The sequence below is a fragment of the Ancylobacter sp. WKF20 genome (assembly GCF_029760895.1).
Lineage (GTDB): Bacteria > Pseudomonadota > Alphaproteobacteria > Rhizobiales > Xanthobacteraceae > Ancylobacter.
This window is the reverse complement of sequence record NZ_CP121679.1, coordinates 2,069,874-2,092,946: the sequence shown is the minus strand read 5'-3', so window position 1 is coordinate 2,092,946 and position 23,073 is coordinate 2,069,874. Positions and strand designations below refer to the sequence as shown.

The window sequence follows — 23,073 nt, the reverse complement described above, 5'->3', positions numbered from 1 at the left end:
GGCGGGCTCAGCCCCGCGCGATGGCCAAGAGCCGGTCGAGATCGACATGGCGCTCCAGATGCGCCGCGAGGGCGTCGAGCGTCGCCTCCACGCCGGCCTCATAAGCGAGGTCGGAGGGCTGTGCACCGAGGCGGGCGAGCCAGTGGCGGCGCTGGCGGTCGTCGGCGAAAAGACCATGGGCGTAGGTGCCGATGACGCGGCCATCGGGAGAGATCGCGCCTTCTTCGCCCGCGCCGTCGATCACCGCGAAGGGGCGGGAACGGCCGGGACCTTCCGTCACGCCCATATGCATCTCATAGCCGGAGAACGGGACGCCATCGGCGGTGCCGGTGACCGCGACGAGGCGCTTTTCGCCAGCCAGCACGGTGTCGACCTCCAAAAGGCCGAGCCCCGGCACAGTGGCGGGCGGGCCCTCGATGCCCTCCGGGTCGGCGATGGAGCGGCCGAGCATCTGGTAGCCGCCGCACAGGCCGAGCACCCGTCCCCCGCGCCGGACATGGGCGAAGAGGTCGATGTCCCAGCCCTCCGCCCGGAAATCGGTCAGATCGGGGATGGTGGTCTTTGAGCCCGGCAGGATGACGAGATCGGCATCGGCCGGCAGCGGGGTGCCGGGCCGGACGCGGATCACCTCGACCGAGGGCTCGGCGTCGAGCGGGTCGAGATCGTCGAAATTGGCGATGTGCGGCAAGAGCGGCACGGCGATGCGCAGCTGTGCCTGCGGCTTCGCCAGCGCGGCGGCGTCGAGCGCCAGCGCGTCCTCCGCCGGCAGACGGCGGGCGTCGGTGAAGAAGGGAATGAGGCCGAGCGCGGGCCAGCCCGTGCGGGTGGCGATCTCCTCCATGCCGCTGGCGAACAGGGTCGGGTCGCCGCGAAAGCGGTTGACGAGAAAGCCGCGGATCATCGCCGCATCCTCTTGAGGGAGCACGGCTTTCGTGCCGACGAGGCTGGCGATGACGCCGCCGCGGTCAATGTCGCCGATGAGGATGACGGGAACATTGGCGGCGCGGGCGAAGCCCATATTGGCGATATCGCCGGCGCGCAGGTTTATCTCGGAGGCCGAGCCGGCGCCTTCCACCAGAACGAGGTCAGCCTGTTCGTGCAAATGCGCGTAGCTCTCCAGCACGGCGGCGAGCAGGCTGGGCTTGAGCTTCTGATAGTCGGCGGCCTTGGCGTTGCCACGCGAGCGGCCCTGCACGACCACCTGCGCGCCGATCTCGCTCTGCGGCTTCAAGAGCACCGGGTTCATATGGACCGAGGGCGCCACCCGCGCCGCGCGCGCCTGCAGCGCCTGCGCACGGCCGATCTCGCCGCCATCTTCGGTGACGGCGGCGTTGTTCGACATGTTCTGCGGCTTGAACGGGCGGACCGTCAGCCCGCGCAGGGTGAAGGCGCGGGCGAGGCCGGCCACCAGCAGCGACTTGCCGACATCGGAGCCGGTGCCCTGGAACATGAGGGCCAAAGGCTGGCGAGGGGGAGATGTCACGCGCCTGCTCCCCGCCAGAACGCGGTCATGGCCGGGCGTGGCCCGGCCATCCATGTCTTTGATCGCGCATGCGATTCAATCGAAGTCGTCGATCCCCGGGTCAAGCCCGGGGATGACGGCGTGACGAGCGGGCGGCTCAGCCGCGCCGTGTTTCCAGATCGTCCACGCGCCGCTCGAGATTGGATTCGCGCACCATGCCGGGGATCAGGAACAGGTCGATGATCTGGCCGATGCCGAGCAGGCCAAGCGTCAGAAGCCACAGCGCGCCGGTCCAGTAGCGGCCGGCGTAGAAGCGGTGGATGCCGCAGACGCCGATGAGGCCGAAGAACCAGAACAGATAGGCGACCGGGGTGGATCGCATCGGGGCATTGCTCCGTCATATCAACACGCCGCGACAGCCGGCGTCCCCTTCCATATGGGAAGCCCGGCGCGGTTTGCGAGAGGATGGAAACCCAGCACCCATCAGAACTCGATGCCTTTCTGCGCCTTCACCCCGGCTTTGAAATGGTGCTTCACCAGCGCCATTTCGGTGACGAGATCGGCCGCTTCGATCAGCGCCGGCTTGGCGTTTCGGCCGGTCACGACGACGTGCAGCCCCTCCCGCCGCGTGGCCAGTGTGGTGACCAGTGTGTCCAGCGGAAGGTACTCATAGCGCAGGGCGATGTTCAGTTCGTCCAGGATGACGAGGCCGATGCTCGGGTCGGCCATCAGCTCCTGCGCCTTCGCCCACGCCCGGGTGGCGGCGGCGATGTCGCGGGCGATGTCCTGCGTCTCCCAGGTGAAGCCCTCGCCCATGGAATGCCACTCGACCCGGTCGCCGAAGGTTGCCAGCGCCGCGCGCTCGCCGCTGTCCCACGCGCCCTTGATGAACTGCACCACGCCGACGCGCCCGCCATGGCCGAGCGTGCGCAGGGCGAGGCCGAAGGCGGCGGTGGATTTGCCCTTGCCCGGCCCGGTATGGACGATGAGCAGGCCCTTTTCGATGGTCTTCTCCGCCACTTCGGCGTCCTGCACCGCCTTGCGCTTTTCCATCTTGGCGCGGTGGCGGGCGGCCTCTTCCGGGGAAATCTCGCTCATCTCTCGTCCTTCACCATCATGGGCAGCCCGGCGACCATGAAGATCACGCGGGAAGCGCGGGCGGCGACCATCTGATTCAGCCGGCCCTGCGCGTCGCGAAAACACCGGCCGAGCGCATTGTCCGGCACGATGGAGAGGCCCACCTCGTTGGAAACGACGACCACCGGGCCGTCATGCGCCGCCAGCGCCTCCACCAGCGCGGCGCATTCGGTCGCAAGGTCCGCCTCCGCCAGCAGCCGGTTGCTCAGCCACAGCGTCAGGCAGTCGACCAGCACCGGCGCGCCGGCGGGCAGGGCGCCCACCGCCGCCGCCAGATCATGCGGGGCGTCGATCGTTTCCCAGCCCGGCTCCCGCCGGCCGCGATGCTCGGCGATGCGGGCGGCCATCTCGTCATCCCAGGCCTGCGCCGTGGCGATGTAGCGCCAGGGCGGAGGGAGACTCGCAACGAGCGCCTCGGCGTGCGCGCTCTTGCCGGAGCGGGCGCCGCCGAGGACGAGCGTCAGCGCCATGATTCACCGGCGGCCGACAGGCGACGTGTCATCATCAATCTTCCCATCCCCCTGCCCGATGAGCGGCGGACTATAGCGGGGGCGGTCCGCCGGGCAACCGCGCCGTGGCCGGCGCGCCCCGGTTTGACTTTCCCGCCCAAGGCCCCTTTAGTGCCGGTGACCATCGGTTTCCGCGTCTTCGGGCGCGGGACGAAGAGGGAATGCGGTGCGGAGGGTTCGAGCCCTCCTAATCCGCGGCTGCCCCCGCAACTGTGAGCGGCGAGCCTGCGCCGAAAGCCACTGGGACATCCCCCGGGAAGGCGGCGACGAGGCGGCGACCCGCGAGCCAGGAGACCTGCCGAAGGTTCGGTGCTGAAAGCCGGCGGGGTGCCCGGCTGTCAGGCAGAGCCGCGCCTTTGGCGGCCTCTCGCGTGGCGATTCCCGCCGCGACCGGCGCATCCCGTCAACCGATTGGCTTGCGTGGAGACGCCATCATGAACAGCGCCGTTCCCAACTCCCTGTCGCGGGTGCCTTGCACCATCGTCACCGGCTTTCTCGGCTCGGGGAAGACGACGCTGATCCGCCATGTGCTGGAGAATGCCAAGGGCAAGCGGCTCGCGGTCATCGTCAACGAGTTCGGCGATGTCGGCATTGATGGCGAGATCCTGCGCGGCTGCGGCATCGAGACCTGCCCGGAGGAGAACATCGTCGAGCTCGCCAATGGCTGCATCTGCTGCACTGTGGCGGATGATTTCGTGCCGGCGCTCGACGCCATTCTCTCGCGCGTGCCGAAGGTCGATCACATCCTGATCGAGACCTCGGGCCTCGCTTTGCCCAAGCCGCTGGTGCAAGCTTTCCACTGGCCGGCGATCAAGAGCCGGGTGACGGTGGACGGCGTCGTCGCGGTGGTGGATGGCGAGGCGCTGGCGGCGGGCCGCGTGGCGCATGACCATGACGCGCTGGCCGCCCAGCGCGCGGCCGATGACAGCCTCGACCATGACGACCCGATCGAGGAAGTGTTCGACGACCAGATCGCCTGCGCCGATCTCGTCATCATGACCAAGACCGACCTCATCGACGCGGCGGGCCTCGCCACCGCGCAGGCGGCGCTAGCGGGCGAGCTGCCCAAGGGCGTGCGCGTGGTTTCCATCACCGAGGGGCGGATCGACCCGGCGGTGCTGATGGGCCTCGGCGTCGGCACCGAGGACGACATCGAGAACCGCAAGACCCACCATGATGACGAGCTCGACCACGACCATGACGATTTCGACAGCTTCGTCGTCGAGGTGCCGGAGATCGCCGACCCCGCCACCTTCGCCGCCCGCATCGCCCGCGCGGCGGACGAGGCGGATGTGCTGCGGGTGAAGGGCTTCCTGCCCGTCGCCGGCAAGCCGATGCGGCTGCTGGTGCAGGCGGTCGGCCCGCGCGTCGCCCATCATTATGACCGCGCCTGGGGCAGCGAGGCGCGCACCGGCCGCCTCGTGGCCATCGGGCTGAAGGGTCTCGACCGGGCGAAGGTGGAGGCCATCCTCGCCGGCGAGAGCGTGGCGGCGTGAGATAGCCCGTCATCCCGGACGGCCGCAGGGCCGATCCGGGATCGCTCGCCGGATGAGACTGAGGCCGATCCCGGCTCTGCGCTTCGCTCCGGCCGGGATGACGAATTCAGGAGACCCGCCACCCCATGCACATCCTCACCACCACCTCGACCAGTCTCGACGATCTCGCCGAGCCGGTGGACCTCGGCCAGACGCCGGGGGAGGTGGTGGTCGTCTCCTTCACCGACAGCGACCTCGCGGCGCTGGCGCGGGCGCAGGAGGCTGAGGAGGCGCGCGGGCCTGGCATCCTGCCGAGCCTGCGTCTCGCCAGCCTGCGCGATCTCAAGCACCCGATGTCGGTCGATCTGTGGATCGAGGGCGTGGCGGTGCAGGCGCGGCTGGTCGTGGTGCGGCTGCTCGGCGGGCTGGACTGGTGGCGCTACGGCGTCGAGCGGCTGCGGGCGGAAGCGCGGGCGCGCGGCTTTCACCTCGCCGTGCTGCCGGGCGAGGACCGCGACGACCCGCGGCTCTCCGAGGCGTCCACCCTGCCGGCGGAGGAACTGGCGGCGCTGCTCGGCTATTTCCGCGCCGGCGGGCCGGACAATATGCGCGCGCTGCTGCGGCGCATGGCGGGTTTCGCGGGGCGCGAATTGCCGGCGGCAGAACCGGCGCCCGTGCCGCTGGCGGGGTTTTATGACGGGGGCGGGGCTTCTCCCTCACCGGGCATTGCTTCCCCCTCACCCAACCCTCTCCCCGACGGGGAGAGGGCTTTTTCCGTTGCAGCGATCCATTCTTCACTCTCCTGTGGGGAGAGGGCTTTTTCCGCCCTTGCGCGACGCTCTTCTTCTCCCTCTCCCCGTGGGGGAGAGGGCTGGTGTGAGGGGTCTTTAGCCCCCACCATCCCCCTCATCTTCTACCGCTCCATGTGGCTCGCCGGCGATACCGCGCCGGTCGACGATCTCTGTGTGGCGCTGGTGGCGCGCGGGCTCGCGCCCCGGCCGATTTTCGTCGCCAGCCTGAAGGAGCCGGTCTCCATCGCCTTCCTGCGCGAGGCGCTGGCGGGGATGAACCCGGCGGCAATCGTCACGCTCACCGCCTTCGCCGCCGCCGATCCCGGGGAAGCGACGGTGCTCGACGCGCCCGGCGTGCCGGTGCTGCAGGCCATCGTCGCCACGACCAAGCGCGAGGCGTGGCTGGATGGCGTGCGCGGGCTGACCAGCGCCGACCTCGCCATGCATGTCGTGCTCCCCGAGCTTGACGGGCGTGTGCTGGCGGGCGCGCTGTCCTTCAAGGCGCCGACGGAGAGTGCCGCCGTGCCGGGCTTCACCTTGCTGGAGAACCGGCCCGAGCCCGACCGCGTGGCAGCCATCGCCGACCGCGTGGCGGCGCTGGTGCGGCTGCAACGGACCCCGCCTGCCGAGCGGCGGGTGGCGGTTCTCATGCCGGATTATGCCAATGCCCCCGGCCGCACCGGCTGGGCGGTGGGCCTCGACGTGCCCGCCAGCGTGCGCGCGCTGCTGGGCGACTTGGCGGCGGCGGGCTACCGGGTGGAGGACGTGCCGGAGGATGAGCGGGCGCTGCTCGCGGCGGTCACGGGCGGGTTCGGGGCACCGTCATCCCGGACGGCCAACGGCCGATCCGGGATCGCTGTTCGAAGGGAGAGCGGCCCCGGCCCGGTGGACGATCCCGGCTCTGCGGCCGCGCCTCCGGCCGGGATGACGCCCTGTGAGGCCAGGCATGACGTCGCTCTCTCGCTCGCTGCCTACCGCGACTATCTCGCGACGCTTCCTCCTGAAGCCGTCGCGGCGGTGCATGCTGCCTGGGGCGAACCGGAGGATGATCCGAACCTCGCCGACGGCGCCTTCCGCTTCCGCGCGGCGCGTTTCGGCCACGTCACCGTCGCGCTGGCGCCGGAGCGCGGCGATGTCACCGAGCGGCGGGCGCAGTATCACGACCCGTCTTTGCCGCCCCGCCATGGGCTCCTCGCCTTCGGCCTGTGGCTTCAGCGCGAGGCCGATGCGCTCGTGCATATGGGCGCGCATGGCACGCTGGAATGGCTGCCGGGCAAGCATGTGGCGCTCACGCGCGGCTGTTTCCCGGAGCTGGTGCTTGGCAGCCTGCCGGTCGCCTACCCGTTCATCGTCTCCAATCCCGGTGAAGCGGCGCAGGCCAAGCGGCGCATCGCCGCTGTCACGCTCGGCCATCTGCCGCCGCCGACGCTGGAGACCGGGCTCGCCGGCGACGCGGCGGAGCTGGAGCGGCTGGTCGATGAATACGCGCAGGCCGACGGGCTCGACCGGCGCCGGCGCGAGCGTCTGGCGACACTGATCGTCGCCGAGGCCGAGCGCACGGGGATCGCTCGCGACGCCGGGCTGACCGGCACGGCGACGCCGGACGAGGCGTTGAAGGAGATCGACGCCTTTCTCTGCGATATCAAGGAGATGCGGCTCAAGGACGGTTTCCATGTCTATGGTCGCGGGCCTTGCGGCGAGGCCGAGCGCGATGGGCTGTTGGCGGCGCTCGATGGCCGGCGGGTGGCCGCCGGGCCGGCCGGCGCGCCGGGACGGGGGCGCACCGATGTGATGCCGACGGGGCGCAACCTGTTCACCGTCGACCCCCGTGCCTTGCCGACGCCGACCGCGATGGATCTCGGCCGTCTCGCGGCGGAGGAGGTGCTGCGCGCTCATGCGCAAGCGCATGGCGACTGGCCGCGCTCCCTTGTGCTCGATTTGTGGGGCAGCGCGACGCTGCGCACCGGCGGCGAGGAGATCGCGCAGGGGCTGGCGCTGATCGGCGCGCGCCCGGTGTGGGAGGCGGGTTCCGGCCGCGTCACCGGCGTCGAGGTGCTGCCCCCAGCGGCGATGGGGCGCCCGCGCGTCGATGTGACCTTTCGCATTTCCGGCCTGTTCCGCGACCTGTTCCCGGCGCAGATCGCGCTCCTCGACGCCGCCGTCCGGGCCGTCGCCGCGCGCGACGAGACCGAGGACGAGAACCCGCTGCGCGCCGCTGGCGAGGGGGCGCTGCGCATCTTCGGCACCGCGCCGGGGGCTTATGGGGCCGGGCTGCGCGCGGGGGATATCGAGCCGGAGGCGCTGGGCGACGCCTATCTCGCCAGCGCCTCGCACGCCTATGGCGGGGCGGAGGGCGCGGCCCATGCGGCGGGTAACGCCTTCGCCGCGCGGGTGGCGGCGGCGGAGCTGCTGATCCATGGCGCGGATGATCCCGGCCGCGATCTCCTGGAGGGCGACGCTGACCTCGCCTTTATCGGCGGCTTCGCGGCGGCGGCGGCCAAGCTCGGGCGGATGCCGGATGTGGTGGTGCTCGACACCAGCGACCCCGCGCGCCCCAAGGCCCGGCCGCTGGCGCAGGCGCTGGCCCGCATCCTGCGCGGCCGGGCGCATCCGCGCTATATTGAGGGCGTGATGCGCCACGGCCCGCGCGGGGCGGCGGAAATGGCCGAGACGGTCGACCGGCTGATCGGCTTTGCCGAGGCGACGCGCGCGGTGCCGAGCCATCTCGTCGACCTGCTGCACGGCGCCTATGTCGGCGACGCCCGCGTGCGCGATTTCCTGATGGAGGCCTCGCCCGAGGCGGCGCGCTTCATCGCCGGGCGCTTCGAGCGGGCGCGCGACAAGGGGCTCTGGCACCCGCGCCGTAACGATGTCGCCGGCGATCTCGCTGAGCTTTCCGGGGAGGCGGCGGAATGAGCGCGGCCCCCGACATCGACACGCTGCGGCGCGGCGCCTGCCCGAGCCTTCCCGAGCCGATGCCGACCGGCGACGGGCTGCTGGCGCGGCTCCAGGCTGCCGCGCCGCTCTCGCTTGACCAGTTGGCGGGGCTCGCCCGGCTCGCGAGCGCGCTCGGCAATGGCATTATCGAGGTGACCGCGCGCGGCAAGCTGCAATTGCGCGGGCTGAACCCGGAGACGGCAGGCAAGCTGGAGGCGGGTGTCGCGGCGCTCGGCATTGCCCTGCCGGACGGTTTTCCGGTCGAGACCAGCGCGCTGGCAGGACGTGACCCGTCCGCCCTCGTGGACCCGCGCCCGCTCGCGGAAGACGTCGGGCAGGGCGCCGCCGGGCTGCTGCCGCGCCTCGCGCCGAAGGCCTCGGTGGTGATCGATGCCGGCGGAGGTTTTTCGCTGGCCGCGCTGAAGGCGGACATCGCCGCCACCGCCCTTCCCAGCGGCTGGCGGATCGACCTTGCCGCGCAACCGGCGGGCGTGGTGGAAACCGCCCGTGCGCCGGACGCGATCCTGCGCCTGATGACCCTTCTCGCCGAGGCCGGGCCGACGGCGCGCATGGCGGGGCTGGTCGCGCGCGAGGGGCTTGCCATGCTCGCGGAGACGGCCGGGCTGTCGCCGCTCTCGGCTGAGGCCGCGCGGGCGAGCGTCGATCCGGTCGGACTTCATCACCTCACCGACGGCACGCACGCCCTCGGCATCGGCCTTGCCTTCGGCCAGATGCGCGCGGAAGCGCTGAGCGCTCTCGTTGCGGCCGCCCGCGCGGCGGGCGTTGCTGATGTCGAACCGGCGGCGGGGCGGGCGCTGCTGCTCACCGGCCTCGCACCGGAGGCGGCGCGCGCCCTCCAGACCGAGGCCACCCGGCTCGGCTTCCTGACCGATCCAATCGACCCGCTGCGCCGCGTCTCCGCCTGCGCCGGTCAACCCGCTTGCGCTTCCGCCTGGATCGAGACGCACGCTCTCGCCCGCGCTCTCGCGCCGCTGATCGGCGAGGGCGAGCTGCATGTTTCCGGTTGCATCAAGGGCTGCGCGCACCCGGCGCGGGCGCGATTGACCGTCGTGGGACTGGACGCGGGGGCAGGTCTCGTGGTCGAAGGCACGCCGCGTGATGTGCCGCGCCGCGTCCTGCCTCTGGCGGGGCTGCGGGCGGGCCTCGTGCATTGGCTTGAGAAAGGCGACTGAGTGTCCATCCCCTACGACTATGTGCGTGACGGCACCGCGATCTATGAGCGTTCCTTCGCCATCATCCGCGAGGAAGCCGAGCTCGGCCGCTTCACGCCGGAGGAGGCGGATGTCGCCGTGCGCATGATCCATGCCTGCGGGCTGGTGGAGGCTGCCTTCGCCATCGACTTCGCGCCCGATCTCGTGCGCGCCGCCCGCAATGCGCTCAAAGCCGGCGCGCCGATCCTGTGCGATGCGGAGATGGTCGCCCATGGCGTTACCCGCGCCCGCCTGCCCGCCGAGAACCGGGTGATCTGCACGCTGCACGATCCGCAGGTTCACGACCTCGCGGCCCGCCTCGGCACGACCCGCTCCGCGGCGGCGATGGAGCTGTGGCGCGACCATATGGAGGGCGCCGTCATCGCCATCGGCAACGCGCCGACCGCGCTGTTTCGCCTGCTGGAGATGCTGGACGCTGGCGCGCCCAAGCCCGCCGCCATTCTCGGCATTCCCGTCGGCTTCGTCGGCGCGGCGGAATCCAAGGACGCGCTCGCCGCCGGCGATCACGGCATTCCGTGGCTGGTGGTGCGCGGGCGGCTCGGGGGCAGCGCCATGACGGCGGCGGCGGTGAACGCGCTGGCGAGGCCGGGCCTATGAGCGCGCCTGTTTCTGGCCGGCTGATCGGCGTCGGCGTCGGGCCGGGCGATCCCGAGCTGATGACGCTGAAGGCCGTGCGTGCCCTCGGCGAGGCCGATGTCGTCGCCTATTTCGCCAAGCTCGGCAATGCGAGCCATGCCCGCGCCATTGCCCACCCGCATTTCCGCGCGGGGGCGGTGGAACTGGCGCTCGGCTATCCCGTGACCACGGAGATGCCGAAGGACGAGGCGCCCTATAAATCCGCCATTACCGGCTTTTACGACGCCTCGGCGCAGGCGGTGGCGGCGCATCTAGATGCCGGGCGCACGGTCGCCGTGCTCTCCGAGGGTGACCCGATGTTCTACGGCTCCTACATGCATCTGCATGTGCGCCTCGCCGATCGCTACGACACGCAGGTGATCGCCGGCGTCACCGGCATGTCCGGCTGCTGGTCGCAGGCCGGCGCGCCCATCGCGCAGGGCGACGATGTGCTGAGCGTGCTGCCGGGCACGCTGCCGGAGGCGGAGCTGGCGCGGCGTCTGGCGGAAGCCGATGCCGCCGTCATCATGAAGGTCGGCCGCAATCTGCCGAAGATCCGCCGCGCGCTCGCGGCCGCCGGCAAGCTGGAACGCGCCGTCTATGTCGAGCGCGGCACGATGAGCGACACGCATAATGTGCCGCTGGCCGCGCGCGATGAGAGCCCGGCGCCCTATTTCGCCATCGTGCTGGTGCCCGGCTGGAGCGGGCGGGCATGACGACGGGTGAGTGCCGGGGAAAGCTGAGCGTTATTGGTATCGGGCCGGGCGAGGCGCGCTTTCTTACCCCCGAGGCCGCCGCCGCGCTCCATGAGGCGGACGCGCTCTACGGCTATATCCCCTATCTCGACCGCGTGTCGGTGCGCGACGGCCAGACCCGCCACGCTTCCGACAACCGCGAGGAACTTGCCCGCGCCGGCGCCGCGCTCGCCCATGCGGCAACGGGCGCCAAGGTGGCGATGGTGTCGGGCGGCGATCCCGGCGTCTTCGCCATGGCCGCCGCCGTGATCGAGGCGATCGAGGCGGGGCCGCCGGAGTGGCGAGCGCTGGAGCTCACCATCGTGCCCGGCATCACCGCCATGCTGGCGGTGGCGGCACGCGCGGGTGCGCCGCTCGGCCATGATTTCTGCGCCATCTCGCTGTCGGACAATCTCAAGCCCTGGGCGATGATCGAGCGGCGGCTCCGCCTCGCCGCGCAGGCGGGCTTCGTGATGGCGTTCTACAACCCGGTGTCCAAGGCGCGCCCGCACCAGCTCGACACCGCCTTCGACATTCTGCGCGAGGAACTGCCCGCCAGCGTGCCGGTGATCTTCGGCCGCGCGGTGGGGCGGGCGGATGAGCGCCTTGCCGTCGTGACGCTGAGCGCGGCGCGCGGCGACATGGCGGATATGGCGACCTGCATCATTGTCGGCTCACCGGAAACGCGGATCGTCGAGCGGTCGGGCCTGCCGGCGCTGGTCTACACGCCGCGCCGCAGCGGGGGGCGCTGATGGGCGAGGCGCTCCAGCCAGGCGATGACCTCCGCCACGCTGCCGACCGTTTCGACCGGCGGGCGCGGTGGGCGGGCGACCATGACGACCTCAATGCCCAATTCCCGCGCCGCCGCGATCTTGCCATAGGTCGCCGGCCCGCCGCTGTTCTTGGACAGCACGGCGTCGATGCGGTTCGCAATCAGAAGCGCGCGTTCGTCTTCCAGCGGGAACGGCCCGCGCGCGGTGATGTAGCGCGCCTGCGGGACAGCGAGCGGCGGCTCGACCGGGTCGATGCTGCGGACGAGATAATGGTGCTGCGGGGCGGCTTCCAGCGCGCGCACCTCGTTGCGGCCGAGCGCGACCAGCACCCGGCGCGGCGTCACCCCGAGGCGGGCGACGGCCTCGGTAATATCGCTAGCCGGCGTCCAGCGGTCGCCCGGTGTCTCCTCCCACGCCGGGCGGGCGAGGGCGAGGAGAGGCACGCCCGCCATGTCGGCCGCACGGGCGGCATTTGCCGAGATGATCGCGGCGAAGGGGTGGGTGGCGTCGATCAGCGCGTCGATGCGCGCCTCGCGCAGATGCGCCGCGAGCCCCTCCGCGCCGCCGAAACCGCCGCTTCGCACGGCGCCGGGCAGATCGAGCGGGTTGCGCGTGCGGCCGGCAAGCGACAGGCTGGGGGTGAATTCCGGGCGCCCGGCCAGCACGGTGGCGAGGTCGCGCGCCTCGCCCGTGCCGCCGAGGATCAGCACGCGCAACGGTTCGGGCCGGGATGGGGATGGGGCGATCATGACGCAGCTTGAGACCTTCGGGGCCGGCTCCTCGGGCGCGGCGCGCGGCGACGATGCGCAGGAGACGCACTGGTTGTCCATCGTCGGCCTCGGCGAGGACGGGCTGGATGGCCTCTCGCCGCTGGCGCGGGCGCTGATCGGGCAGGCCGAGTTCGTGTTCGGCGGCGCGCGCCATCTCGATCTCGCCGGCGCGGCGGTTGTGGGCGAGGCGCGGGCCTGGCCGAGCCCGTTCGAGCGCGGCGTCGATGAGGTGCTGGCGCTGCGCGGGCGAAAGGTCTGCGTGCTCGCCTCGGGTGATCCGTTCCTTCACGGCGTCGGCGCGGTGCTGGCCCGGCATGTGTCGGCCCATGAGATGCGCACGCTGCCGGCGCCCTCCGCCTTCAGCCTCGCCGCCGCCCGGCTCGGCTGGCCGCTGGCGGACATCGCCTGCCTCACCGTGCATGGGCGCTCGCTCGATCTCGTCCGGGCGCATCTGCATCCTGGCCGGCGGCTGCTGGTGCTCACCTCCGATGGCGCCGGGCCGGGCGAAATCGCCGCGCTGCTCGCCGCGACCGGCTTCGGTGGCTCCACGCTGCATGTGCTGGAGGCGCTGGGCGGCCCGCGCGAGCGGGTGCGCGCCGCAACGGCCGAGGCGTTCGATCTCGGCGAGGTCGATCCGCTCAACCTTGTCGGCATCGAGGTGGAGGCCGGCAAGGGCGCGCGCATCATTCCCCGCGCGCCGGGGCTGCCGGACGCCTATTTCGAGAATGACGGCCAGCTCACCAAGCGGGCGATCCGCGCGGTGACGCTGTCGGCTCTCGCGCCGCGCCGGGGCGAGCTGCTGTGGGACATCGGCGCCGGCTCGGGCTCGATCGGCATCGAGTGGATGCTGGCCGACCCGTCGCTGCGCGCCATCGCCATTGAGGAGCGCCCCGAGCGGGCGGCGCGGGTGCGGCGCAACGCGGCCGCGCTGGGCGTGCCGGGGCTCGAGGTGATCGAGGGTGCGGCACCTGCCGCGCTGGAAGGCCTTCCGCCGCCGGACGCCATTTTCGTCGGCGGGGGCGCCGGGGATCGCGGCGTGCTGGAAGCGGCGCTGATCGCCCTGCGCTGCGGCGGGCGGCTGGTGGTGAATTCGGTGACGCTGGAGACCGAGGCGCTGCTGATCGCCGAGCATGCGGTGCGCGGCGGCGACTTGATGCGCCTCGCCGTCTCCCGCGCCGAGCCTGTGGGCGGGCTGACCGGCTGGCGCGCGGCGATGCCGGTGATGCAGTGGAGCTGGGTCAAGCCGTGAGGATGCGCGCATGATCGTGGCCGGCGTCGGCAGCCGTCGCGGCGTGACGGCCGAGGAAGTGTGCGCCGCCGTGCGTGGCGCGATGGAGCGCCATGACGTGAAGCTGTGCGACATCGCGCTCATGGCCACCCCGGCGCTGAAGGGCGGCGAGGCCGGCATCATGAAGGCCGCGCTCGACATGGGGCTTCTGCTGGTGATGGTGCCGCAGTCGCAGCTGGAGGCCGCCGGCAAGCGCGTGCTGACCCATTCCGAGCGCGTGGTGGCGCTGATGGGCGTGCCCTCGGTGGCGGAGGCGTCGGCCCTTGCCGTGGCGGGGCGCCGCTCGACGCTGATCGGCCCGCGCTTCGTGCTCGGCGCCGTCACCTGCGCGCTGGCGCGCGAGGCGGAAAAGGGCGTACCCGCCGGAGAGCCGAGGGAGGCGGAAACGCCGTGACCGTGCATTTCATCGGCGCCGGCCCCGGCGCGGCGGACCTCATGACGCTGCGCGGGCGCGACCTCATCGCCCGCTGCCCGGTCTGCCTCTATGCCGGCTCCATCGTGCCGCCGGAGGTGCTCGGCTGGTGCCCGCCGGGCGCCCGCATCGTCGATACCGCGCCGCTGTCGCTGGACGAGATCGAAGCCGAGTTCCTCGCGGCGGCGGCGGCAGGGCAGGATGTGGCGCGCCTGCAATCGGGCGACCTGTCGATCTATTCGGCGGTGGCCGAACAGATCCGCCGGCTGGAACGGGCCGGCATCGCCTACACGCTCACCCCCGGCGTGCCAGCCTTCGCCGCAGCCAGCGCGGTGCTCGGGCGTGAGCTGACCGTGCCCGGCGTGGCGCAGAGCCTTGTCATCACCCGCGTCTCCGGCCGCGCCTCGGCCATGCCGGAGGGCGAGAGGCTCGCCGCCTTCGGCGCGACGGGGGCGACTCTCGCCATCCACCTCGCCATTCACGCGCTCGATCAGGTGGTGGCGGAGCTGACGCCGCTCTATGGCGCGGATTGTCCCGTCGCCGTGGTCGTGGAGGCAACGCGCCCCACCGAGCGGGTGATCGCCGGCACGCTCGCCGATATTCGCGAGCGTGCGGCGGCCGAGCCGGTGGAGCGTACCGCGCTCATCATGGTCGGCCGGGCGCTGGCGGCGGCGGCATTCCGCGAAAGCGCGCTCTATGACCCCACCTATCAGCGCCGATTCCGGGGGCGGGAATGAGGGTGCACCGCATGGTCGTCATCCCCGGACTTGGCCCGGGGATCCACGACGTCGCCGCCCCCCGTTCGGACAGGAAAGTCGTGGATGGCCGGGCCAATCCCGGCCATAACGGTGCCTTGGCCGCCGCTCCCTCGGGGGCCGCCGCATGACCGCGCGCGGCTTCATCATCGCCGCGCCGCGCTCCGGCTCGGGCAAGACCACGGTGACGCTCGGTCTCCTCACCGCGCTGGCGCGGCGGGGTTTTCGCGTGCGGGCGGCGAAGTCGGGGCCGGACTATATCGACCCGGCCTTTCACGCCGCGGCGAGCGGCGCGCCGGGGCTCAATCTCGACAGCTTCGCCATGCCGCCCGCGCTCATCGCTGCGCTCGCGGGCGAAGCGGCGGGAGCGGCCGATCTCCTCGTCATCGAGGCGTCGATGGGCCTGTTCGACGGCATTGTCGGCGAGGCCGGGCGCACCGGCGCGGCGGCCGATCTCGCGGCCCGGCTCGGCCTGCCGGTGGTGCTGGTGATGGACATTTCCGGCCAGTCGCAATCGGCGGCGGCGGTGGCGCGAGGGTTCGCGCTGCATGATCCGGCGGTGCGGATCGCCGGTGTCATCCTCAACAAGGTGGCGAGCGAGCGGCACCGCACGCAGGCGAGCGACGCCATTGCCGCGACCGGCCTTGCCGTGCTCGGCGCCTTGCCGCGTGAGGCGGCGATGAGCCTGCCGGAGCGGCATCTGGGCCTGGTGCAGGCCGTCGAGCATGAGGGACTTGAGGCCCATTTCGACCGGCTGGCGGCGGCGGTGGAGGCGCATGTCGATCTCGACGCGCTGGTGGCGCTGGCCGTGACGCCCGCTCTTCCCGACCTCACCCACAATTCCCCGGCGGTGCCGCCGCCCGGCCAGCGCATCGCGCTCGCGCGGGATGTCGCCTTCTCCTTCGCCTATGAGCATCTGGTCGCCGGCTGGCGTGGTGCCGGGGCGGAAATCCTGCCCTTCTCGCCGCTCGCCGACGAGGCGCCGGACGGCAGCTGCGACGCGGTGTGGCTGCCTGGCGGCTACCCGGAGCTGCATGCCGGGCGCCTCGCGGACGCGTCGCGCTTTCTTGAGGGCGTGCGCGCGGTTGCGCAGGACCGGCCGGTGCATGGTGAATGCGGGGGCTTCATGGTGCTGGGCGAGGGGCTGGAGGATGCCGAGGGTACGCTGCACCCCATGCTCGGCCTGCTCGGCCACACCACCAGCTTTGCCAAGCGCCGGCTCAATCTCGGCTACCGCCGCGCGGTGACGCGCGCCCCTTCCGCGCTCGGCCCCGCCGGCACGGCGTTTCGTGGCCACGAGTTTCATTATGCCAGCGTCACACAGCCGGGCGACGATGCAGCGCTGGTTGATCTGGCGGATGGTCAGGGTAAACCGCTCGGGGCCGGCGGCAGCCGGCGCGGGCGGGTGTCGGGCACCTTCTTCCATGTCATCGCCACGGAGTGAGCCATGTATCTGTTTCGCCGCCTGATCGTCCTCCTCGCCGGCCTGATGGGCGCGGCGGGCGTGGCCGCGGCCGCGGCCGGGGCTCACATGAACCCCGATCCGAACCTCGCCACGGCCGCCAACTTCCTCATGCTGGGTGCCGCAGGGGCGGTCGGTGTGGTCGCTCTGGCGGCAGCGCGCGGCCCGCGCTTTGCGATCGCCGATGCGGGGGCAGGGCTGGTTGCGCTCGGCACGCTGCTGTTCGGCAGCGCGCTGGCGGTGCGAGCGCTCTGGAATATCGCGATTTTTCCTATGGCTGCCCCCACTGGCGGGACTATGCTGATCGCCGGATGGGTCGTCGTTGCCCTGGCTGCTTTCCAGCGTGGTGATCGCGCCGGTTGAGTTGGCCAAAAGGTTGCATGAAGTCGGGCGGCCCCGCGTGCTGGTTCAGCCGGGCGCGGAAGGCCGGAATGGGAGCATAAGCTCGATGTCAGTTGAGGCCGAAGACAAGATGCTGGAGAAGCCGGAGACCCCCGCCCGCCCGCTGGCGCCTGCCGCGAGCGACGACGTCGCCAAGTTCCGCGCCGCGGTGATCTCCAAGCTCACCTATGCGGTGGGCAAGAATCCGGCGGCGGCGAGCGACCGCGACTGGTTCCTCGCCACGGCCTTCGCCACGCGCGACCGCATCGTCGACCGCTGGATCACCTCCACGCGCCAGACCTATTCGGAGGGTCGCAAGCGGGTCTATTACCTCTCGCTGGAATTCCTCATCGGCCGGCTGCTGTTCGACGCGCTAACCAATCTGGAGCTGCTCGACACGGTGCGCGCCGCGCTGGGCGATCTCGGCGTCGATCTCGACCGGCTGCGGCAGGTGGAGCCGGACGCGGCGCTCGGCAATGGAGGTCTCGGCCGTCTCGCCGCCTGCTTCATGGACAGCATGGCGACGCTCTCCATCGCCGCCTATGGCTATGGCATCCGCTATGAGAACGGCCTGTTCCGCCAGATGATCAAGAATGGCTGGCAGCAGGAATATCCCGAGGACTGGCTGTCCTTCGGCAACCCCTGGGAGTTCGAGCGGCCGGAGGTCTATTACGACATCGGCTTCGGCGGCTCGGTCGAGGCGGTGGCGGTCGGCAATGACCGCAAGAAGCAGATCTGGCACCCGGCCGAGACGGTCGAGGCGGTCGCCTATGACACGCCCATCGTCGGCTGGCGCGGCCGACATGTGAACACGCTGCGCCTGTGGTCCGCCCGCGCGGCCGACCCGCTGCGGCTCGACGCCTTCAACCAGGGCGACCATGTCGGCGCGCTGGTGAACCAGGTGAAGGCGGAAGCCATCTCCAAGGTGCTCTACCCCTCCGACGCTACCCCGGCGGGACAGGAGCTGCGGCTGCGGCAGGAATATTTCTTCACCGCCGCCTCGCTGCACGACCTGATCCGCCGCCATGTCGACAGCTTCGGCGATGTGCGCTCGCTGCCCGACAAGGTGTCGATCCAGCTCAACGACACCCACCCGGCCATCGCGGTGGCCGAGCTGATGCGCGTGCTGGTGGACGAGCACGACATCGCCTGGGACGAAGCCTTCGACATCACCACCCGCACCATCTCCTACACCAACCACACGCTCCTGCCCGAGGCGCTGGAGACGTGGCCGGTGCCGCTGATGGAGCGCGTGCTGCCGCGCCACATGCAGATCATCTATCTGCTGAACGCCAAGCATCTGGAGAAGGTGCGCACCGAGTTCCCCGGCGACGACGCGCTGCTCTCCTCTGTCTCGCTGATCCAGGAAGACCATGGCCGGCGCGTGCGCATGGGCAATCTCGCCTTCCTCGGCTCGCACTCGATCAACGGCGTCGCCGCGCTGCACAGCGAGCTGATGAAGACCACGGTCTTCAAGGATTTCTACCGGCTGTTCCCGGACCGGATGAACAACAAGACCAACGGCATCACCTTCCGCCGCTGGCTCTATCAGGCCAATCCGGGCCTCACCAACCTGCTGGTCGACGTGTGCGGCCCGGCGGTGCTGGATGATCCGGGCGAGCTGAAGAAGCTGGAGGCGCTGGCCGCCGACAGTTCGCTGCATGACCGGCTCGCCACGGTGCGGCGCCAGAACAAGGTCGCGCTCGCCCGCATCATCCGCGACCGGCTGGACATCAAGGTCAATCCCGGCGCGCTGTTCGACGTGCAGATCAAGCGCATCCACGAGTACAAGCGCCAGCTGCTCAATGTGCTCGAGACCATCGCGCTCTATGACGCGATGCGCGCCAACCCGGCCAAGAACTGGGCGCCGCGCGTCAAGATCTTCTCCGGCAAGGCGGCGGCCAGCTACCACATGGCCAAGCTCATCATCAAGCTGGCCAATGATGTCGGCCGCGTGGTCAACGACGACCCGACCGTGCGCGACCTGCTGAAGGTGGTGTTCCTGCCGAACTACAATGTCAGCCTCGCGGAGAGCATCATCCCGGCGGCAGACCTGTCCGAGCAGATCTCCACCGCCGGCATGGAGGCCTCCGGCACCGGCAACATGAAGATGGCGCTGAACGGCGCGCTCACCATCGGCACGCTCGACGGCGCCAATGTCGAGATCAAGGACCATGTCGGGGACGACAACATCTTCATCTTCGGCCTGACGGCGGACGAGGTCGAGGAGCGTCGGCGCACCGGCATCGACGAGTACGGGTCGATCCAGAAGTCGCATCATCTCGGCGAGGTGCTGGACGCGGTGGAATCGGGCGTGTTCTCGCCGGACGAGCCGGACCGCTTCAAGCCGCTGGTCGACGCGCTGCGCCACCACGACTATTTCCTCGTCACCTCCGACTTCGACGCCTATTGGGACGCCCAGCGCAAGGTGGACGAGCGCTGGAACAACAAGCCGTCCTGGTGGACCTCGAGCGCCATCAACACGGCCAATATGGGCTGGTTCTCGTCCGACCGGACGATTTCCGAATACGCCCACGACATCTGGAACGTGCCGGTGCGCGCCCCCCGCTGACGGCGGCGACCCGGCTCATGCGCTGCAGGAAAGACCGTCCGGCACCCGCCGGGCGGTCTTTCTTTTTGGGCTGACGCAGCGGCAGTAACCTTCTGCGCAGGTAACGCACAACGGATTGTGGACTTTCACGCAGCGGTAAAGGAACCTTCATGGCGGTCGGGTCTTGATGGTTCGAATCCGGCGCAGGAGACGTGGGTGACGATGTTTGCGTGGCAGGCCCCCGACGAGGAAGTCGACGCTCTCGTCGCCGGCCGCCATCCCGATCCCTTCGGTCTTCTCGGGCCGCATGAGACGCCGGATGGCCTGGTCATCCGCGCCTTCGTGCCGGACGCGACCGAACTGACAGCGACCGAGGCGGACGGCACGGCCTTCCTTGCTCTCACCTGCCGCCACCCCGCCGGCTTCTTCGAGGGGCTGGTGCCCAAGCGCCCCGCCTGGGCGCGCTACTGCCTCCACGCCCGCAATGACGGCGGCGACTGGCGCTTTGACGATCCCTATTCCTTCGGCCCGGTGCTCGGGCCCATGGACGACCATCTGCTGGTCGAGGGCACGCACCGCGCGCTCTATGAGCGGCTTGGCGCGCATCCCGCGACGCATGAGGGTGTCGAGGGCGTGCGCTTCGCCGTCTGGGCGCCGAATGCCACGCGCGTCTCCGTGGTCGGCGATTTCAACCGCTGGGACGGGCGCCGCCACCAGATGCGCAAGCGCGTCGATAGCGGGCTCTGGGAGATCTTCGCGCCGGGCGTCGGCGAGGGGACCATCTACAAATACGAGATCGTCGCCGCCGATGGCCGGCTTTTGCCGCTGAAGGCGGACCCGTTCGGCTTTCGCGGCGAGCTACGGCCGAACACCGGCTCCGTGGTCGCGCGCACCGACAATTTCGAGTGGCATGACGAGGCCCACATCGCTGCCCGCGCCTCGGGCGAGGCCCGGCGCAAGCCGATGTCGATCTATGAGGTCCATCTCGGCTCCTGGCGGCGCGGCGAGGGCGACCGCTGGCTGACCTATGACGAGCTGGCCGACCAGCTGGTTGAGTATGCCAGCTGGATGGGCTTCACCCATATCGAGCTGCTGCCGGTCTCCGAGCACCCGCTCGACGCCTCCTGGGGCTATCAGCCGATCGGCCTGTTCGCCCCGACGAGCCGCTTCGGCGACCCCGCCGGCTTCGCGCGCTTCGTCGACCGGGCGCATCAGGCAGGGCTGTCGGTCATTCTCGACTGGGTGCCGGCGCATTTCCCGACCGACATTCATGGCCTCGCCCATTTCGATGGCGGGCCGCTCTATGAGCATTCCGACCCGCAGCGCGGCTTTCATCCTGACTGGAATACGGCGATCTACGACTTCGGCCGGCGCGAAGTCGCCAATATGCTGATCGCCAACGCGCTGTACTGGCTCGACCGCTTCCATATCGACGGTCTGCGCGTGGATGCGGTGGCCTCGATGCTCTACCTCAACTATTCGCGCAAGGACGGCGAGTGGTCGCCCAACCCGGACGGCTCCAACGATAACAAGGACGCCGTTTCCTTTCTGCGCCGCGCCAATGAGACCATCTATGCCGAGCATCCCGGCACGGTGGTGATCGCCGAGGAATCCACCTCATGGGCGGGCGTGTCGCAGCCGGTCTTTGCCGGTGGTCTCGGCTTCGGCTTCAAGTGGAACATGGGCTGGATGCACGACACGCTGGACTATATGGGCCTCGATCCCGTGTACCGGCCGTGGCACCACGACAAGATCACCTTCGGCTTCGTCTACGCCTTCTCCGAGAATTTCGTCCTGCCGCTGTCCCATGATGAGGTGGTGCACGGCAAGGGCACGGTGCTGAGCCGGATGCCGGGCGATGACTGGCAGAAATTCGCGACGGTGCGGGCCTATTACGGGCTGATGTGGGCCTATCCCGGCAAGAAGCTGCTGTTCATGGGCCAGGAATTCGCCCAGCGCCGCGAGTGGAGCGAGGAGCGCTCGCTCGACTGGCACCTCATGGTGATGGGCCCGCATCATCGCGGCACGCAGCTGCTCGTGCGCGACCTCAACCGCATCTACCGCGAGACGCCGGCGCTGCACGCGCGCGACTGCGAGCCGGAGGGGTTCCAGTGGGTGGTGGTCGATGATTCCGCCCAGTCCGTCTTCGCCTGGCTGCGCACCGGCGGGCCGCAGGATGCGCCGGTGGTGATGGTGGCCAATGTCACTCCGGTGCCGCGCGGTCCCTACCGTATCGGCATGCCGCGCGCGGGGCGCTGGCGCGAAATACTCAACACCGACGCTGAAACCTATGGCGGTTCGGGCGTTGGTAACTGCGGCGCGGTCGAGGCGGTGGTGATACCCGCCCATGGCCAGCCGGCGAGTGTGGAAGTGACGTTGCCGCCGCTGGCAACGCTGTACCTTCAATGGGAAATCGAGCAGGCTGAGCCGGAAGCGGACGACAAGAATTCCGCGCCCGCCAGCCCCGCCGGAAAGATGCAGTAGGGAGACGACACTTCATGCCAAGGCCTACGGCCCAGAATGCTCCACTCGCCCGTACGGCGATGGCCTATGTCCTCGCTGGCGGCCGTGGCAGCCGCCTGATGGAGCTGACCGACCGCCGCGCGAAGCCTGCCGTCTATTTCGGCGGCAAGTCGCGCATCATCGATTTCGCGCTGTCCAACGCGCTGAATTCCGGCATCCGCCGGATCGGCGTCGCGACGCAATATCAGGCGCACAGCCTCATCCGCCACATGCAGCGCGGCTGGAACTTCTTCCGCCACGAGCGCAATGAGAGCTTCGACGTGCTGCCGGCGAGCCAGCGCGTCTCGGAGACCATGTGGTATCTGGGAACGGCCGACGCTGTGTATCAGAACCTCGATATCATCGAGGCCTATGACACCCGCCACATCATCATTCTGGCCGGCGACCACGTGTACAAGCAGGACTACGAGTTCATGCTTCAGCAGCACGTGGATGCGGGCGCCGACGTCACCGTCGGCTGCCTTGAAGTGCCGCGGGAGGAGGCGAGTGCGTTCGGCGTGATGCATGTCGACGACCGCGACAACATCATCTCCTTCCTCGAGAAGCCGAAAGACCCGCCGTCGATGCCCGGCCGCCCGGACAAGGCGCTGGCCTCCATGGGCATCTATGTCTTCGAGACCAAGTTCCTGATCGACCAGCTGCGCCGCGACGCCGCCGATCCGCTCTCGACGCATGATTTCGGCAAGGATCTGATCCCCTACATCGTCAAGCACGGCAAGGCGGTGGCGCACCATTTCTCGCGCTCCTGCGTGCGCTCCGATATGGAGACGGCCCCCTATTGGCGCGATGTCGGCACGGTGGACGCCTATTGGGAGGCCAATATCGACCTCACCGGCGTGGTCCCGGAACTCGACCTCTATGACCGCGACTGGCCGATCTGGACCTATGCCGAGATCACCCCGCCGGCGAAATTCGTGCATGACGATGAGGGCCGGCGCGGGCAGGCGATTTCCTCGCTGGTCTCCGGCGGCTGCATCATCTCCGGCTCTTCGCTCCGCCGCGCGCTGCTGTTCACCGGCGTGCGGGTGAACTCCTACGGCACGATCGAGAACAGCGTGGTGCTGCCCTATGTCGAGATCGGCCGCTCGGCCCGGCTGAAGAATGTGGTGATCGACGCCAGCGTGCGCATTCCCGAGGGGCTCGTCGTGGGCGAGGATCCGGAACTCGATGCCAAGCGCTTCCGGCGTACCGACAAGGGAATCTGCCTCATCACCCAGCCGATGATCGACAAGCTGGGCATGTAAGGTAGCGTCTGGCGGGGGCGTC

At 70.2% G+C, this 23,073-nt stretch carries 19 protein-coding genes and 1 riboswitch; of the genes, 14 read left to right on the top strand and 5 right to left on the bottom strand.

Going from position 1 to position 23,073, the window contains the following annotated elements; genetic code table 11:
• Window positions 1-7 precede the first annotated feature (7 nt).
• The 4 genes from AncyloWKF20_RS09780 to cobU form a co-directional block, all read right to left on the bottom strand.
• Window positions 8-1,450, bottom strand: a complete 1,443-nt coding sequence (locus AncyloWKF20_RS09780) for a cobyric acid synthase (protein ID WP_279317929.1) — start codon at window positions 1,448-1,450, stop codon at window positions 8-10.
• A gap of 169 nt (window positions 1,451-1,619) precedes the next feature.
• Window positions 1,620-1,844, bottom strand: coding sequence for an NINE protein (locus AncyloWKF20_RS09775; RefSeq protein WP_279317655.1), 225 nt, complete (start codon window positions 1,842-1,844; stop codon window positions 1,620-1,622).
• Between the two features lie 101 nt (window positions 1,845-1,945).
• Entirely contained in the window at window positions 1,946-2,560 is a 615-nt protein-coding gene (cobO, locus tag AncyloWKF20_RS09770) for a cob(I)yrinic acid a,c-diamide adenosyltransferase (protein ID WP_279317654.1), read from the bottom strand.
• Window positions 2,557-3,069, bottom strand: a complete 513-nt coding sequence (gene cobU / locus AncyloWKF20_RS09765) for a bifunctional adenosylcobinamide kinase/adenosylcobinamide-phosphate guanylyltransferase (protein ID WP_279317653.1) — start codon at window positions 3,067-3,069, stop codon at window positions 2,557-2,559. Before cobU ends, cobO begins: the two co-directional genes overlap by 4 nt.
• Window positions 3,070-3,216: 147 nt before the next feature.
• A riboswitch (cobalamin riboswitch) is annotated at window positions 3,217-3,426 on the top strand.
• 116 nt (window positions 3,427-3,542) lie between these two features.
• Here cobU and cobW point away from each other — a divergent pair.
• From cobW to AncyloWKF20_RS09735, 6 genes are all read left to right on the top strand, one after another.
• Window positions 3,543-4,604 carry a cobalamin biosynthesis protein CobW gene (cobW, locus tag AncyloWKF20_RS09760; RefSeq protein ID WP_279317652.1) on the top strand — a complete coding sequence of 354 codons (1,062 nt, stop codon included), beginning with the start codon at window positions 3,543-3,545 and terminating at the stop codon, window positions 4,602-4,604.
• 125 nt (window positions 4,605-4,729) lie between these two features.
• Window positions 4,730-8,290 (top strand): cobaltochelatase subunit CobN, encoded by a 3,561-nt coding sequence (cobN, locus tag AncyloWKF20_RS09755; RefSeq protein ID WP_279317651.1) that lies wholly within the window; start codon window positions 4,730-4,732, stop codon window positions 8,288-8,290.
• On the top strand, window positions 8,287-9,504 hold the full coding sequence (cobG, locus tag AncyloWKF20_RS09750) for a precorrin-3B synthase (protein WP_279317650.1): 1,218 nt from the start codon (window positions 8,287-8,289) through the stop codon (window positions 9,502-9,504). Before cobN ends, cobG begins: the two co-directional genes overlap by 4 nt.
• 6 nt (window positions 9,505-9,510) lie before the next feature.
• Window positions 9,511-10,140: a precorrin-8X methylmutase gene (locus tag AncyloWKF20_RS09745; RefSeq protein WP_279317928.1), complete on the top strand. Its 630-nt coding sequence runs from the start codon at window positions 9,511-9,513 to the stop codon at window positions 10,138-10,140.
• Window positions 10,137-10,874, top strand: a complete 738-nt coding sequence (locus AncyloWKF20_RS09740) for a precorrin-2 C(20)-methyltransferase (protein ID WP_279317649.1) — start codon at window positions 10,137-10,139, stop codon at window positions 10,872-10,874. Before AncyloWKF20_RS09745 ends, AncyloWKF20_RS09740 begins: the two co-directional genes overlap by 4 nt.
• Window positions 10,871-11,644 carry a precorrin-3B C(17)-methyltransferase gene (locus AncyloWKF20_RS09735; RefSeq protein WP_279317648.1) on the top strand — a complete coding sequence of 258 codons (774 nt, stop codon included), beginning with the start codon at window positions 10,871-10,873 and terminating at the stop codon, window positions 11,642-11,644. The genes AncyloWKF20_RS09740 and AncyloWKF20_RS09735 overlap by 4 nt, the downstream gene beginning before the upstream one ends.
• Here the strand turns inward: AncyloWKF20_RS09735 and AncyloWKF20_RS09730 are convergent.
• Entirely contained in the window at window positions 11,614-12,414 is an 801-nt protein-coding gene (locus AncyloWKF20_RS09730; protein ID WP_279317647.1) for a cobalt-precorrin-6A reductase, read from the bottom strand. The genes AncyloWKF20_RS09735 and AncyloWKF20_RS09730 overlap by 31 nt on opposite strands.
• Between AncyloWKF20_RS09730 and cbiE the strand changes: the two genes are divergently transcribed.
• The 8 genes from cbiE (at window position 12,413) to glgC (ending at window position 23,051) form a co-directional block, all read left to right on the top strand.
• Window positions 12,413-13,684: a precorrin-6y C5,15-methyltransferase (decarboxylating) subunit CbiE gene (gene cbiE / locus AncyloWKF20_RS09725; RefSeq protein ID WP_279317646.1), complete on the top strand. Its 1,272-nt coding sequence runs from the start codon at window positions 12,413-12,415 to the stop codon at window positions 13,682-13,684. The genes AncyloWKF20_RS09730 and cbiE overlap by 2 nt on opposite strands.
• Window positions 13,685-13,694: 10 nt before the next feature.
• Window positions 13,695-14,117, top strand: a complete 423-nt coding sequence (locus tag AncyloWKF20_RS09720) for a cobalamin biosynthesis protein (protein ID WP_279317645.1) — start codon at window positions 13,695-13,697, stop codon at window positions 14,115-14,117.
• On the top strand, window positions 14,114-14,872 hold the full coding sequence (gene cobM / locus AncyloWKF20_RS09715; RefSeq protein ID WP_279317644.1) for a precorrin-4 C(11)-methyltransferase: 759 nt from the start codon (window positions 14,114-14,116) through the stop codon (window positions 14,870-14,872). The genes AncyloWKF20_RS09720 and cobM overlap by 4 nt, the downstream gene beginning before the upstream one ends.
• A 145-nt stretch (window positions 14,873-15,017) precedes the next feature.
• Window positions 15,018-16,334 (top strand): cobyrinate a,c-diamide synthase, encoded by a 1,317-nt coding sequence (locus tag AncyloWKF20_RS09710; RefSeq protein ID WP_279317643.1) that lies wholly within the window; start codon window positions 15,018-15,020, stop codon window positions 16,332-16,334.
• 3 nt (window positions 16,335-16,337) lie between these two features.
• A complete protein-coding gene (locus tag AncyloWKF20_RS09705) occupies window positions 16,338-16,715 on the top strand; it encodes a DUF423 domain-containing protein (protein WP_279317642.1) in 378 nt (125 codons plus the stop codon).
• Between the two features lie 85 nt (window positions 16,716-16,800).
• Window positions 16,801-19,305 (top strand): glycogen/starch/alpha-glucan phosphorylase, encoded by a 2,505-nt coding sequence (locus tag AncyloWKF20_RS09700; RefSeq protein WP_279317641.1) that lies wholly within the window; start codon window positions 16,801-16,803, stop codon window positions 19,303-19,305.
• A gap of 201 nt (window positions 19,306-19,506) precedes the next feature.
• Entirely contained in the window at window positions 19,507-21,768 is a 2,262-nt protein-coding gene (glgB, locus tag AncyloWKF20_RS09695; protein WP_279317927.1) for a 1,4-alpha-glucan branching protein GlgB, read from the top strand.
• Window positions 21,769-21,782: 14 nt separating this feature from the next.
• On the top strand, window positions 21,783-23,051 hold the full coding sequence (gene glgC, locus AncyloWKF20_RS09690; protein ID WP_267581630.1) for a glucose-1-phosphate adenylyltransferase: 1,269 nt from the start codon (window positions 21,783-21,785) through the stop codon (window positions 23,049-23,051).
• Window positions 23,052-23,073 lie beyond the last annotated feature (22 nt).